The sequence below is a fragment of the Sulfitobacter sp. M39 genome, from assembly GCF_021735935.1.
GTDB lineage: Bacteria > Pseudomonadota > Alphaproteobacteria > Rhodobacterales > Rhodobacteraceae > Sulfitobacter.
In genome coordinates this window covers 964,265-978,456 of the sequence record NZ_WMDZ01000001.1, presented here as the reverse complement: position 1 = coordinate 978,456, position 14,192 = coordinate 964,265, and the positions used below count along the sequence as shown (strand labels likewise).

Here is a 14,192-nt window from a genome sequence, read left to right as displayed (position 1 = left end):
TTTGGAAATACACCGCCCGCGTGGCGCGCCGCTAGTCAAAGAGCTTGAACAGCCCGCGCCGCAGCTCGTCCTCTACCTTTTGTTTCACCGCATCCTCGACCGATTGCCCGTCCTGCCGCGATACGCCCAGTTCCTCCTCCAGCTTTTCGTTCAGCTTTTGGCGGGCCTGTTCCTTTTCCTTGGCAAAGTTCATGTCCAGCGCCGCCTGCAAATCCGGCTTGATCTGCGGTGCGGCCCACGGCCCGAAGATGCGCACCGGAATGGCCAGCCCCCGATCACCGTTCACCCGCAGTGCCTTGGGCGTGACGGTATAATCCAGAGTCTGCGCCCCCAGCCCCACCTGCCCCGTGCCCGTGGCGGTAAAGTTCGGCAGCTGCATCAGCAGGTCGTCGTTGCGCAGTACGCCTTGATCCATGTCGAATGTCGCGGCAAGGGAATCGAAGACCGTCGTGCCACCCTCGACGTCGAAATTGCCCATCAGCGCATCAAGGTCGATCCCCTCGATATGCCCACGCCCGACATTCACCGCGCCCGATCCGCTAAGCGACCGCATGATCGCATCCAGCGATGCGCCGGACCCGAGGAAAGATACCTCTGCATCGCCCGTACCGTGGAACCGGCCCAGCCCTGCGGTCTGTTGCAGCAAAGGCTGCATGGCGATGGAGGTCGCGTTCAGCGCCCCGCCCACCGACAGGCCGTTACGGTTGTTGACCACGAACTCGCCACTGATCACACCGGCATAGGCCCTGATCTCGCGCAGCTCGGCGACCAGACGCGATCGGTCGTTGCGCAGCAATACGCGCGTCGCGCCCAAGCTTAGAGTGCCCAGATCGATGCTATCTGCCCGCAGCGCGATCTCGCCGTTGAAGGCGGATAGCGCGGACGCATCAATCGGTGCTTTCGACCACCCTGTCGGGGACGCAGGCGCGGGGGTGCTGGACGCGGGCGCGATGCCACTGGGGGCGCTGCCTGCAAAGCCGGTCAGGTCCAGCGCGCCGACGTTGATCTGCGCGTTCACATCCGGCGTGCCGTTCAGCGTGATATCCGCCGCGCCGGTCAGGGCGTTCCCGCCCAGATCGGCGACCACCTCGCGCAGGGCCAAGCGCCGGTCGGGCGTCAGGGTCAGGTCAAGGTTGATATCCGCCGTCTTTCCCAAGCCCTGCGGCAGTGCGATGTTACCCACCCCGAGCGCCGCCAGAAAACGCCCCGTGTCCGACGTCTTGAACCAAAGATCCCCCGCGACAGCGCCGGTCAGCCCCGCCCGTCCGGTCAGCGAGACGCCGCCGCCTTTGGTGTCCACACGGGCGCGCAGCGGGCGGATGTCGCCGTTCAGGAATTGGTCAAACCGGTTGATCGTCGCCTCGATCGACACGCGCTCGGCCGCGGGGCGCAGGGCGGCCTTGATCACCGCATCGCCCGCCCGTTCGGGCCAGTCGAGCGACAGGTCCACACCCTCAAATCGCACCAGATCGCTGCCCTCCGCATCATAGATCAACGTGGCGTCGGTGATATTGAGCCGCTGGATCGTCAGCGGGCGCGGGCTGCGCGCAGGCGCGGTCGGAGCGGTCTCGATGGCTGCCTCGCCGCCGCCGTCGCTGAACTGCCAGCTGGCGCGCCCGTCGCGGCGCTGCTCCAGCCGGATGGTGGGGCTCTGCGCCTCGATGTTGGTGATCTTGATCTCGCCCCGGATCAGCGCCATCGCATCAACCCCGATGGCGGCATTGGCGGCCGAGAGCATCGCCCCATCCTTGGCCCAATCGGCGTTCCCGACCTCGAGCCCGCCTGCGGTCACGCCCAATACCGGCCAGAAGGTCAGCCCCACATCGCCCGTGATCGTGACCTCGCGCCCTGTCAGATTACGCAGCTGGTCCGCCGCGATTCGCGCAATTCGGTCGGCGGGCAGCAAGAACAGCGACCCCACCGCGACCACCAAAATCAGCAGCAGTATGCCAATTGCCCGAATAATCCACTTCATCGCCCGTCTCCTTGCCTGATGCGGGGCCTTTCCCAGACCCTTTGCATAGCTTATAGCGCAGTTCATGAGCACAAACCCACCAAATCTACGCCCCGATCTTGCGCCAAAGGCCCAGATCAGCAATCCGTCCCGCCCCGGCCAGCCGACCATCGGCATGGTATCGCTGGGCTGCCCCAAGGCGCTGGTCGACAGCGAACGGATTTTGACGCGCCTGCGCGCCGAAGGCTACGGCGTGTCGCCGGATTACGCAGGGGCGGATGCGGTGATTGTAAACACCTGCGGCTTCCTTGATTCCGCCAAGGCCGAAAGCCTTGACGCGATTGGCGAGGCGCTGAACGAAAATGGCAAAGTGATCGTGACCGGCTGTCTGGGGGCCGAGCCGGATTATATCCGCGAACATCACCCGCGTATTCTGGCTGTCACCGGCCCGCACCAATATGAACAGGTGCTGGACGCGGTGCATGGGGCCGTGCCGCCTTCGCCCGATCCGTTTATCGATCTGCTGCCCGCGCAGGCCGTCAGCCTGACACCTCGCCACTACAGCTATCTGAAGATCTCGGAGGGCTGTAACCACAAGTGCAAGTTCTGCATCATCCCCGACATGCGCGGCCGCCTGCAATCGCGCCCCGCCCATGCGATCCTGCGCGAGGCTGAAAAGCTGGTGCAGAACGGCGTGAACGAACTGCTGGTGATCTCTCAGGATACCTCGGCCTACGGCGTCGATATCAAACATGCCGAAGACCGTGGACACCGCGCGCATATCACCGATCTGGCCCGTGATTTGGGGTCGCTCGGAGCGTGGGTACGGCTGCATTACGTCTACCCCTACCCCCATGTGCGCAACCTGATCCCGCTGATGGCTGAAGGTCTGGTACTGCCCTATCTGGATATTCCCTTCCAGCACGCGCATCCCGACGTGCTGAAACGCATGGCCCGCCCTGCGGCAGCAGCAAAGACGCTGGATGAAATCGCCGCGTGGCGTGACACCTGCCCCGACATCACCCTGCGGTCGACATTCATCGTTGGCTACCCCGGCGAGACAGAGGCAGAGTTCCAGACCCTGCTGGATTGGCTCGACGAGGCGCAGCTTGATCGGGTGGGGTGCTTTCAGTACGAAAACGTTGACGGGGCACGGTCAAATGCGCTCCCCGATCATGTACCAGACGAGGTCAAACAGGACCGCTGGAACCGCTTTATGGAGAAGGCGCAAGCCATCTCGGCCGCCAAGCTGGAAGCCAAAGTCGGTCGCCGCATGGATGTGATCATCGACGAGATCGACGACGAGGCCGCCACCTGCCGCACAAAGGCAGACGCGCCAGAGATCGACGGCAACCTGTTCATCGACGAAGGCTTCGAAAACCTGAACGTTGGTCAGATCGTGACCGTCGAAGTCGAAGAAGCCGGCGAATACGATCTTTGGGGGCGCGTGGTCTAAGACCACCGCCCTCCCCCCTCTCTACCGTGGAACAAAGCAAGCGTCTTGGCGTTCCTATGCGCATAGGCAGGCTCCATTGTAGCCGCAGCGCATGTTGTGGAAAACTTACATCCGCACCCTACATATAGACACATCACGGCGTATCAGAGGTGAAACCCTTGAAAATGCGCACGTGATGTTCTATATATGTTCCAACCAGAACAAGGGGGCCTACACGATGTCCTACCAACCGCAGTTTCCCGGCATGTTCGATCCCGACCACGGGGCCGTACCTGCCCATACAGAAGTATCAGCCCGCGACGCGCGCGCCACTTTGCCGCCGACGGAAAAGCAGATGCACTATGCCACCGCGCTTAGCCTCAAGACCGGCGCGCCCGTGCCAAAACGGGCGTTGACCGACCGCGCCGCGCTGTCTGAATGGATCGACGCCCATAAGCCCAAGCCAGTGGAAGGGCCGTTTTCGCAGTATCCTTCGTCAAAGCAGGTTGCTTTTGCCGAACGCATCGCCCGTCTGAAGCGCCGCGATATCCCGCAGGAATGTTTCCGCGACAAGACGATGATGTCGCGCTGGATCGACGGCAATAAACCTCGCTGATCCATAGCGGTGCCCCGCGTCGGCTTAGCCACCTATACGAATGGGTAGGCCAAGATACCAAAGCGCCATTAATTAGACGAAATCTGACATGGGAATGTTGCAAACGGGTGCTAGCTTTGACCTATGGCTTATCCGCACCCAACCGCTGACACTCTCGCCGATGGCACGATCCACGTGTTGGGTCTGGGATTTGCAATACCGGCAACAATCTTGCTGACGACCTATGCTGCAAGCCAGGGGGAGCAGCTTACACCGACGCTGGTCTATGCGGCCTGCTTTGTCCTGTCGCTTCTGGCGTCGGCGATTTACCACCTTTTACCGTTTGATCGTACCCGTGCCCTGCTGGGGCGGATTGACCATGCGGCGATCTACTTCAAGATCGCGGGCACCTACACACCGTTTGTTGTGCTCATCGGAACGGGGTTCGCCTATGGCATCCTCGCCGTGGTCTGGGCGTTGGCGATTATCGGCGCGGTCGCCAAACTGTCTTTCTGGAGCACGGACTCCAAAGCGTCGCTTTATCTGTATCTTGGCATGGGGTGGCTGTCTGTGCTGCTGGTCTGGCCAATGTGGCAAAACCTGCCTACCACGGCGCTGACGCTGATTGGCACCGGCGGGTTGATCTATACGCTGGGGACGATCGTCTTTGCCCACCCCGGCATGCGCTTTCAGAATGCGATCTGGCACAGCTTTGTGCTGACCGCCTCTATCTGCTTTTTCGCCGCGATCTCAATCAGCTTGTAAGCCTGCGTCAGACCGCATCCAGATAGGCACGCACGCAGGATTGCACGTGGCGGAACCGGTCACCGCCCAGATGTTTCCCGCCATACCAGCGTGTGACAACGATCAGGTGATCCTCCAGCCCCTCACGCTCTAGCATGCGGATGATCACCATCCCCGCACCGGATTCCCCATCATCGCCTTTCAGTGGGCCACCGCTCGACAGCAGTACTGCCCAGGTGTTGTGGGTGGCCTTGGCATAGGACTTATCGCGCCTGAGCTCTTTCAGTGCGGCATCCACTGCGGCGCGATCGGACGCGGGGCAGCCTGAGACGGCGTATTTCGACCCGCGGTCCGACAGTATCTGGCCAAGCTGCTTCATGCGGTGCCGTTACAAGCCCGCCGCGGTCCGCCGTACGGTATCCAGACGCGATGCATTGGGCGGGTGCGTGCCCAGGAAACGGTCACCGGGGTCAGGAATACGGGTAAAGAATTCGGCCCCCCGCAGCGGATTATACCCTGCGCGTGCGGTGATAATGGTGCCCAAGGCGTCTGCCTCAAGCTCGAAGTCCTTAGAATAGGTCCGCGCACCCACCTGCGCTCCAAGACGCTGCGCGGATTCGACTGCGGTGGCATCGCCCCCGCTCAGCGTGGCGAGACCGGCAAAGATCACCGCACCGGCGACGGCGTTCTGCTGCTGGCGTGCGATATGCCCTTCAATGTGGTGGGCAGCTTCGTGCCCCATGACAAAGGCAAGCTCGTCCTCGTTACGCGCATCCGCAATCAGGGCGAGCGTGAAGGCGATGACCGGCCGCCCCGCCTTATCCTCGGTCTGGTAGGCGTTGGCGGGCTGGCCGGGGCGGTCATCGACCACGATGTTGAAATCGCAATTCACCTGCGAGGTCCGCACGCGACATTCGCGTTCGGCGACAGGTTCGACCGTTTGCAACACGCGGATAAAGCTGCGGGCGGATTCATTGGCGGAAAAACTAGCGGGTTGCCCTTGCTCGGGTTGGGTGGAGACAGGCCCCGACATCTTCGTCGGTTCGCAGGCAGCCATAAATGCCGCAGCGGCCAGAGCAAGACAGTATCTCAACATCACGTAACGCATCCTCAAAAGGGCAACGAACAGGTCCCCTACCGTTTTAACGCAGCGGCGCGGATTTGAACAGACAGCGCAGTGCTGCTCTTGCATTGGACCGCCGAAAGAATACTGTGCCGTTATGTTTACGATTGAACACGAATTCGATGCCAGTGTGATCACTCTGATCGACGAAGGCAAAGCACCCTTGCGTGAAGATGTGACGGTGCAGGCCTTTGCCAGCGTTATCACATTCGAGCAATGGGACCCGCGCACCAACTCTGTCTGCAAGATCAGCCTCTCGCCCGAGCAGCTGCACGATCTGACAGCCGCGCTGAACCTGCCCGAGGGCATCTACCGCACCGCGCCCAAGCGGTAACCAAAGGACACGCAATGGCCACTGGCACACATATCAAGACATTCTACGAAGGCAGTTGGCACGAAGGTGACATCTCTGTCATCAAGGCGGCTGACCACGGTGCGTGGCTGGGCACGACCGTATTCGACGGGGCGCGGCTGTTCGACGGTCTTAGCCCCGATCTGGAGGCGCATTGCGCGCGGATCAACCGGTCGGCCAAGGCGCTGATGATCACCCCCACGGTCGAGACCGCCGATATGGTCGAGATGGTACGCGAGGGTCTGAAAAGTTACCCCAAGGACGCCGCCGTCTATATCCGCCCGATGTATTGGGCGCTGGCGGGCGACGAGCTGGGGATCGTGCCATTAAAGGACGCGACCGGTTTTGCCATCAGCCTTGAACAGATCCCTATGGCGGCACCCGATGCGGCCACGACGCTGACACGGACCCGTTTCCGGCGTCCCGTGCTTGAAGACAACGTCGTCAATGCCAAGGCGGGCTGCCTTTATCCCAACAACGCCCGCATGATGGTTGAAGCCCGCGCCAAGGGCTTTGGCAACGCGCTGGTCGCCGACGCCATGGGCAATGTCGCCGAATCGGCCTCTGCCAATGTGTTCATGGTCAAGGATGGCGAGGTGTTCACCCCGATCCCCAATGGCACGTTTCTAGCCGGTATCACCCGCGCGCGGCATATGTCGAACATGCGCGCCGACGGGATCAAGGTGCACGAAACAGTGCTTAGCTTTGATGACTTCCATGCCGCAGACGAGGTCTTTCTGTCCGGCAATATGATGAAGGTCACGCCGGTCAAAGCGTTTGACGACACGCAGTACCAGATCGGCCCCATGACCCGCCGCGTGCGCGAGATGTATTGGGATTGGGCGGCCTCTGACCGTGGCTGACCCCGCCCCCCGCCGTTCAACAGGAGGATGCTATGCGTAAATTTATGGTTGTGCTGGATGACAGCCGCGAATGCCTGAACGCCATGCGATTTGCCGCGATGCGGGCGTCCAACTCTGGCGGCGGGGTGGTGGTGCTGTCGGTCATCCCGCCTGACGAATTCAATCATTGGATCGGTGTGGCCGAGGTCATGCGCGAAGAAGCCCGCGAGCGGATCGAGGTGCATTTCGAGGTCTTCGCCAAATGGATGCGCGACCGGCTGAACGTGGAGCCCGCCCTGGTCATTCGCGAAGGTGTGATCGTGGACGAGATCATCAACCAGCTGGCCGATGACCCCGAAGTCGGCGTGCTGGTCCTTGGCGCGGGCACGGACAAGAAATCAGGCCCCGGCCCCTTGGTGACCCAACTTTCCCGCAACGCAGGCTCGCTGCCGGTCCCGATCACCATCGTCCCCGGTGACATGAGCAAAGAACGGCTCGAGATGATCACCTGAGGCGGCACCGCACGCTGTCGCAAACTTAGAATCGTTCCAAACCTTGACTTGCGCGCGTTCAGGTCGCATATCTGCATCAACCCTTTCAGGAGCATGTGATGTTTATTCAGACCGAATCCACGCCCAACCCCGCAACGTTGAAATTCCTGCCCGGTCAGACCGTGCTAGAGATGGGCACCGCCGATTTCCCCGCCCCCGAAGCGGCCAGCGCCTCGCCTTTGGCCACACGTCTGTTCGCTGTCGAAGGCGTGACCGGCGTGTTCTTCGGCACCGATTTCGTGACCATCACCAAGGCTGACGGAATCGAATGGGACCACCTGAAACCCGCCCTGCTTGGCGCGATTATGGAGCATTTTCAATCCGGCCAGCCGGTGATGGAAACCGGCCATGACCACGCGTCGGGCCATGCGGAGCATACGGGCGAAGACGGTGCGATCGTCGGCCAGATCAAGGAATTGCTGGACAGCCGCGTGCGCCCTGCCGTGGCACAGGACGGCGGCGACATCACCTTCCACGGGTTCGAGCGCGGCGTTGTCTATCTGCACATGCAAGGGGCCTGCGCGGGCTGCCCATCGTCCACATTGACGTTGAAAATGGGCATCGAGAACCTGCTGCGCCACTACATCCCCGAAGTGACCGAGGTACGCCCGGTTGCCTAAGACGCCTCTTCTCCTGGCGTTTGATACATCGGCCGCACATTGTGCGGCCGCTTTGCTGTCGGGCGACCAGATCATCGCCAGCGTCGAGGAACCGATGAACAAGGGTCAGGGCGAACGGCTGCTTGGCCTGTGTGCCGAGGTGCTGGCCAGTGCAGATGTGGCGTATAGCGATCTGACAGCGATTGGCGTCGGCATCGGGCCGGGGAACTTCACCGGGATCCGCATCGCGGTCTCGGCCGCGCGTGGGCTCGCGCTTGGCCTTGAGGTGCCGGCGATAGGTGTTTCGCATCTTCAGGCCCTGGCCTTCGGGCATGATGGCGTTGTCATCAGCAGCATCGATGCGCGGCAAGACAAGCTGTTCGTGCAGGTGTTCGGCACGATGGATGACCGCGACCCTGTGATGTGTGGGCTGGATGATCTGCCTTCGGTGCCCTCGCGCGCCGATCCCGTCTGTGTGGGGCATCAGGCCGATATGATCGCAGCACTTTGTAACGGCACCGCCTTGCCCCCTCGTATGCCCGTGGCAGAGGCAACGGCACGCATTGCCGCCACGAAGCTTGGCACCCGGACCCCGCGCCCTGCCCCGCTGTATCTGCGCCCCGCCGATGCCGCCCCGGCCCGCGACACACCGCCCGCGATCTTTTCATGACCCCGCAAGATATGGCGCGGATTCACACCGCCGCTTTCGTGCATGACCGTGCGTGGACGGCGCAAGAGATCGCCGATCTGCTGGCCTCCCCTTTCGTGACGTATCTGGGCGAACCGCATGGCTTTGCCCTGACCCGCCTGATCGCGGGAGAGGCAGAGCTGCTGACCCTCGCCGTTGATCCCGCAGCCCAACGTCAGGGTATTGGCCGCCGCTTGCTGCAACGCTGGATGGACGGGCTTGAAGCGCAGGCCGACACCGCCTTTCTAGAGGTTGCAGCCGACAATACCGCTGCCATCGCGCTTTACACTTCTGCAGGATTTCGCCAGACGGCCACGCGTAGCGGGTATTATCAGCGTAAAGATACGCCATCCGTTGATGCATTGATCCTTTCGCGTCAGTTTACGCACGGTTAATAGGCAATATCATCCCCAAGCGCTTGAGAATCCGGTTGACCCTACCCATGGGCTACGCAGTATCGTACATCTGATCGACGGAACCGGGCGCAAGCGCGGAACTGCGACCGGGCAAAGGCTTCGCGCTTGCGCCCCAACACAATAAACCGGGAGACACTCCATGACCCTTATGACCAAATTCCTCGGCGCTGCTGCGGCCACGGCTCTTAGTGCCGGTGCGGCTCTGGCCGAACCCGCCCTGATCTTCGACCTTGGCGGCAAATTCGACAAATCCTTCAACGAAGCCGCCTTTGCCGGCGCGCAACGCTGGGCCGAAGAGACCGGTGAAAGCTTCCGCGAGATCGAACTGCAGTCCGAAGCACAGCGTGAACAGGCGCTGCGCCGTTTCGCCGAAGCGGGCTCCAACCCTATCGTGATGACCGGCTTTGCCTTTGGTGATGCGCTTGGTCAGGTTGCAGGCGATTACCCTGACACCGATTTTGTCATCATCGACATGGTTGTCGACGCGCCCAACGTCCGTTCCGTTGTCTTCAACGAACACGAAGGCTCCTATCTGGTCGGTATGATGGCGGCGATGGCCTCCGACTCCAACACTGTCGGTTTCATCGGCGGCATGGACATCCCCCTGATCCGCAAATTCGCCTGCGGCTACGCCCAAGGCGTTCTGGCCGTGAACCCCGACGCGACCGTGATCTCGAACATGACCGGTTCGACCCCTGCCGCATGGAACGACCCCGTAAAAGGGTCCGAGCTGACCAAAGCGCAAATCAGCCAGGGTGCTGATGTTGTCTATGCAGCCGCGGGCGGCACAGGCGTCGGCGTTCTGCAAACCGCAGCCGACGAAGACATCCTATCGATCGGCGTGGACAGCAACCAAAACCACCTGCACTCGGGCAAAGTCCTGACCTCGATGATCAAACGCGTGGACAATGCTGTGTTTGACGCGATGTCCGATGGCCCCGGCATGGAAAAAGGCTTTAACGTCATGGGCGTTGGCAACGAAGGCGTGGGCGTCGCGATGGACGAACACAACAAGGCACTGGTTACCGCTGAAATGCAGGCCGCTGTGGATGAAGCAGCAGCCAAGATCGCAGACGGGTCGCTTGAGGTACATGACTACATGTCCGACGACAGCTGCCCGAGCCTGAGCTTCTAAGCGTGAGCACTGCAACACATACGGAGCGGCAGGAAACTGCCGCTCCGGCGATCGAGCTGAAAGGCATCTCCAAGGCCTTTGGTCCGGTACAGGCCAATAAAAACATCTCTATCCGCGTCATGCCCGGCACGATCCATGGGATCATCGGGGAAAACGGCGCGGGCAAATCGACGCTGATGTCGATCCTTTACGGATTCTACAAAGCTGACAAAGGCGACATCTTTATCGCCGGTAAAAAGACCGACATCCCTGACAGCCAGGCCGCGATTGCTGCAGGCATCGGGATGGTGTTCCAGCACTTCAAACTGGTTGAAAATTTCACGGTCCTGGAAAACATCATTCTGGGTGCCGAAGACGGGCGGCTGTTGAAGCCATCACTGGCCAAGGCGCGCAAATCGCTGATGAAGCTGGCCGATGACTACGGGCTCAAGGTCGATCCCGACGCGCTGGTGCAAGACATCGGCGTCGGCATGCAGCAACGGGTGGAAATCCTCAAGGCGCTGTATCGTCAGGCCGATATCCTCATTCTGGATGAGCCCACCGGCGTACTGACCCCAGCCGAGGCCGACCAGCTGTTCCGCATCCTCGGGCGTCTGCGTTCCGAAGGGAAGACGATCATCCTGATCACCCACAAGCTGCGCGAGATCATGGAGACGACGGACACCGTATCGGTCATGCGCCGCGGCGAGATGACCGCCACCGTCAAGACCGCCGAAACCTCGCCCGCCGAACTGGCGGAGCTGATGGTCGGCCGCAAGGTCCTGCTGCGTGTCGACAAGAAACCCGCGGCCCCTGGCCCGGTCATTCTGGATGTCGAAGGGCTGCGCGTCGTTGATGACAAGGGCGTCGAGCGTCTGCGCGGCATCGATCTGCAAGTTCGCGCGGGCGAAATCCTTGGCGTTGCAGGCGTGGCCGGCAATGGCCAATCCGAACTGCTTGAGGTTCTGGGCGGATACCAGACCGGCAAGGGCAGCGTGCGCGTCAATGGCACGGCACTGGACCTGACCGGCAACAAATCCGACGGCCAATCCCGCCGCAACCACGGCATCGCCCATGTCCCCGAAGACCGCCAGCGCGAAGGTCTGATCATGGACTATCAGGCGTGGGAAAATACCGCCTTTGGCTATCACAAAGACCCTGCCTACCGCAGCGGCATGTTGATGGATAACGCCGCGATCAAGGCCGACACCGTTGAAAAGATGGAACGTTTCGACGTGCGTCCGCCAAACCTCAAACTGGCGGCCAAGAACTTTTCCGGCGGGAACCAGCAAAAGATCGTTCTAGCGCGCGAGATCGAACGCAACCCCGACCTGCTGCTGATCGGCCAGCCGACCCGTGGTGTGGATATCGGCGCGATCGAATTCATCCACGAACAGATCGTCGCCCTGCGCGATCAGGGCAAGGCGATCCTGCTGGTCTCGGTCGAGCTGGAAGAGATTCTCGCACTCAGCGACCGGGTGGCTGTCATGTTCGACGGTCAGGTCATGGGCATCCGCGAGGCCAGCCAGACCGATGAAAAGGAACTGGGCTTGCTGATGGCGGGCATCACCGATACCGATGCGCCCCATTCCATCGAAGAGATCGAAGACAATCTGGCCCATGCGGGCGGCGATCCGCATAAGGAAGTGTAACATGGACGTAATGCCAAAATGGGCCGAGGTCGTCCTCGTGCCTTTGATTTCGCTATTGCTGGCAGCGATCCTGTCAGCGCTGGTCATTCTGGGCATCGGGGAAGACCCCGTTGCTGCCGTCAAACTGATGGTGTCCGGCGCTTTGGGCAGCACCTATGGCTGGGGCTATACGCTGTATTACGCCACGAACTTCATGTTCACCGGCCTCTGCGTTGCCATCGCCTTTCACGCGCGGCTGTTCAATATCGGTGGCGAAGGCCAGGCGATGCTGGGCGGTTTGGGCGTGGCGCTGGCCTGTCTGTATATCCCGTGGCCCCATTGGTCACTGGCCCTGATCGGTGCAGCTGCGATGGCTGCCGTGTTCGGCGCCGCCTGGGCCGCGATCCCCGCGTTCCTGCAAGCCAAACGGGGCAGCCATATCGTGATCACCACGATCATGTTCAACTTTATCGCGGCGGCAGTGCTGAACTATATCCTGGTCAATATGCTGCGCCCCCAAGGCAGCATGGACCCCGCAACCGCCCGCTTTCCCGACGCGACCAAGCTGCCGACGCTGCATGATATCCTTGCCCCGCTGGGGATCGAGTTTTCAAAGGCAGCGCCCGCCAATATCTCTCTTCTGGTGGCGGTTGCGGCCTGTATCTTCCTGTGGGTGCTGATCTGGCGCACGCGGCTGGGGTATGAGATCCGCGCCTATGGCCATTCGGAATCGGCTGCGAAATACGCCGGTATTTCTCCGGTCAAGATCACGATGATCGCGATGATCATCTCGGGTGGTTTGGCGGGGATGATGGCGATCAACAACGTCATGGGCGAAGCCGAACGGCTGGTGCTGAACGCGACGGAAGGCGCGGGCTTTATCGGGATCGCTGTGGCGCTGATGGGGCGTAGCCATCCTCTGGGTGTCTTCCTTGCCGCGATCCTGTTCGGGTTCCTCTATCAGGGTGGTGCTGAACTGGCGCTCTGGACCTCGATCCCGCGCGAGCTGATCGTCGTCATTCAGGCGCTGGTGATCCTCTTTACCGGAGCGCTGGACAACATGGTGCGTATGCCGCTCGAGAAAATCTTTCTGGCGCTGCGCGCCGCACGGGCCCCCAAGCCCGAACGCAAACCGGTGGAGCCTGCTGAATAATGGATTATATCACGCTCATCCAACTGTTCGACAGCACCGTGCGCCTTGCCACACCGCTGCTGCTGGCCTGCCTTGCCGGTCTGTTTTCCGAACGCGCCGGTATTTTCGACATCGGCCTTGATGGCAAGATGCTGGCGGCGGCGTTCTTTTCAGCCGCCGTGGCGTCGCTGACGGGGAACGTCTGGCTGGGGCTGCTGGCCGGCATCGCCGCGTCGATGGCGCTGAGCCTGCTACACGGGCTTGCCTCCATCACCTTCCGCGGCAACCAGCTGATTTCTGGCGTCGCGATCAACTTTCTTGCCGCCGGTCTGACGGTGCTGATCGCTCAGGACTGGTTCCAGCAAGGCGGGCGCACGCCGTCGCTGATCGGCGGGGCGCGGTTCAATCCGATAACCCTGCCCTTTGCCGATGACATCGCCCAGACCCCGATCATCGGCCCGCTCTATGCCGAGCTGATCTCGGGCCATTCGATCCTTGTCTACCTCGCCTTCCTCGCGGTGCCCGCGACCTGGTGGCTGCTGTATCGGACACGCTTTGGCCTGCGCCTGCGCGCTGTGGGCGAAAACCCAGCGGCGGTGGATACGGCAGGGGTTTCCGTCATCGGCCTGCGCTATGCCGCGGTGCTGATCTGTGGCGTGCTTTGCGGTATTGCCGGTGCCTACCTCAGCACGGCGCTGCAGGCCGGCTTCATCAAGGATATGTCCGCAGGCCGTGGCTATATCGCGCTGGCCGCGCTGATCTTTGCCAAGTGGCGCCCGTGGTACGCGCTGTGGGCCACGCTGCTGTTCGGCCTGTTCGGCGCGCTGGAAACCCGCCCCGACGTGATCGAGGCATTGGTGAACTTCAAGGTTCAGGGCCAGTTGCTGGCCGCCCTGCCCTATGTGATGACCGTGATCATCCTCGCGGGCTTTGTCGGCAAGGCGATCCCGCCCCGTGCCGGTGGCGAGCCCTACGTCAAAGAGCGTTAACGCTCCCCGCGCCGTCGCAAATTGCGG

The 14,192-nt window shown here is 61.6% G+C and carries 16 protein-coding genes; 13 read left to right on the top strand and 3 right to left on the bottom strand.

From position 1 onward, the window contains the following. Window positions 1-31 precede the first annotated feature (31 nt). The gene (locus GLP43_RS04735; protein WP_237278394.1) at window positions 32-1,975 is read right to left on the bottom strand and encodes an AsmA family protein; all 1,944 of its coding nucleotides are present in this window, start codon (window positions 1,973-1,975) and stop codon (window positions 32-34) included. 64 nt (window positions 1,976-2,039) lie between these two features. Between GLP43_RS04735 and rimO the strand changes: the two genes are divergently transcribed. From rimO to trhA, 3 genes are all read left to right on the top strand, one after another. Next, window positions 2,040-3,410 (top strand): 30S ribosomal protein S12 methylthiotransferase RimO, encoded by a 1,371-nt coding sequence (gene rimO / locus GLP43_RS04730; protein WP_237278393.1) that lies wholly within the window; start codon window positions 2,040-2,042, stop codon window positions 3,408-3,410. Between the two features lie 175 nt (window positions 3,411-3,585). Further along, a complete protein-coding gene (locus GLP43_RS04725) occupies window positions 3,586-4,005 on the top strand; it encodes a hypothetical protein (protein ID WP_237278392.1) in 420 nt (139 codons plus the stop codon). A gap of 123 nt (window positions 4,006-4,128) precedes the next feature. After that, entirely contained in the window at window positions 4,129-4,749 is a 621-nt protein-coding gene (gene trhA / locus GLP43_RS04720) for a PAQR family membrane homeostasis protein TrhA (protein ID WP_237278391.1), read from the top strand. 7 nt (window positions 4,750-4,756) lie between these two features. Here trhA and GLP43_RS04715 read toward each other — a convergent pair whose 3' ends face one another. Further along, window positions 4,757-5,107, bottom strand: coding sequence for a YigZ family protein (locus tag GLP43_RS04715; RefSeq protein ID WP_237278390.1), 351 nt, complete (start codon window positions 5,105-5,107; stop codon window positions 4,757-4,759). A gap of 9 nt (window positions 5,108-5,116) precedes the next feature. Then, window positions 5,117-5,824 (bottom strand): M48 family metallopeptidase, encoded by a 708-nt coding sequence (locus GLP43_RS04710; protein ID WP_237279917.1) that lies wholly within the window; start codon window positions 5,822-5,824, stop codon window positions 5,117-5,119. Window positions 5,825-5,948: 124 nt separating this feature from the next. On the opposite strand from GLP43_RS04710, the gene GLP43_RS04705 reads away from it, so the two are divergent. The 10 genes from GLP43_RS04705 to GLP43_RS04660 all read left to right on the top strand — a co-directional run bounded on the left by GLP43_RS04705 (window position 5,949) and on the right by GLP43_RS04660 (window position 14,165). Next, a complete protein-coding gene (locus GLP43_RS04705) occupies window positions 5,949-6,185 on the top strand; it encodes a hypothetical protein (protein WP_005851566.1) in 237 nt (78 codons plus the stop codon). Window positions 6,186-6,199: 14 nt separating this feature from the next. Next, the gene (locus GLP43_RS04700; RefSeq protein ID WP_005851564.1) at window positions 6,200-7,066 is read left to right on the top strand and encodes a branched-chain amino acid aminotransferase; all 867 of its coding nucleotides are present in this window, start codon (window positions 6,200-6,202) and stop codon (window positions 7,064-7,066) included. Between the two features lie 32 nt (window positions 7,067-7,098). Further along, window positions 7,099-7,557 (top strand): universal stress protein, encoded by a 459-nt coding sequence (locus GLP43_RS04695; protein ID WP_005851562.1) that lies wholly within the window; start codon window positions 7,099-7,101, stop codon window positions 7,555-7,557. Window positions 7,558-7,655: 98 nt separating this feature from the next. Beyond that, on the top strand, window positions 7,656-8,216 hold the full coding sequence (locus GLP43_RS04690; protein WP_005851560.1) for a NifU family protein: 561 nt from the start codon (window positions 7,656-7,658) through the stop codon (window positions 8,214-8,216). Continuing rightward, window positions 8,209-8,865, top strand: a complete 657-nt coding sequence (gene tsaB, locus GLP43_RS04685; protein WP_237278389.1) for a tRNA (adenosine(37)-N6)-threonylcarbamoyltransferase complex dimerization subunit type 1 TsaB — start codon at window positions 8,209-8,211, stop codon at window positions 8,863-8,865. The genes GLP43_RS04690 and tsaB overlap by 8 nt, the downstream gene beginning before the upstream one ends. Further along, the gene (gene rimI, locus GLP43_RS04680; RefSeq protein ID WP_237278388.1) at window positions 8,862-9,278 is read left to right on the top strand and encodes a ribosomal protein S18-alanine N-acetyltransferase; all 417 of its coding nucleotides are present in this window, start codon (window positions 8,862-8,864) and stop codon (window positions 9,276-9,278) included. Before tsaB ends, rimI begins: the two co-directional genes overlap by 4 nt. A gap of 160 nt (window positions 9,279-9,438) precedes the next feature. Then, window positions 9,439-10,434, top strand: coding sequence for a BMP family lipoprotein (locus tag GLP43_RS04675; RefSeq protein ID WP_237278387.1), 996 nt, complete (start codon window positions 9,439-9,441; stop codon window positions 10,432-10,434). Window positions 10,435-10,436: 2 nt separating this feature from the next. Beyond that, window positions 10,437-12,065, top strand: coding sequence for an ABC transporter ATP-binding protein (locus tag GLP43_RS04670; RefSeq protein WP_237278386.1), 1,629 nt, complete (start codon window positions 10,437-10,439; stop codon window positions 12,063-12,065). Between the two features lies 1 nt (window position 12,066). Next, window positions 12,067-13,197: an ABC transporter permease gene (locus GLP43_RS04665; RefSeq protein WP_005851551.1), complete on the top strand. Its 1,131-nt coding sequence runs from the start codon at window positions 12,067-12,069 to the stop codon at window positions 13,195-13,197. Next, on the top strand, window positions 13,197-14,165 hold the full coding sequence (locus tag GLP43_RS04660; protein ID WP_005851549.1) for an ABC transporter permease: 969 nt from the start codon (window positions 13,197-13,199) through the stop codon (window positions 14,163-14,165). Before GLP43_RS04665 ends, GLP43_RS04660 begins: the two co-directional genes overlap by 1 nt. Window positions 14,166-14,192: the final 27 nt, after the last annotated feature.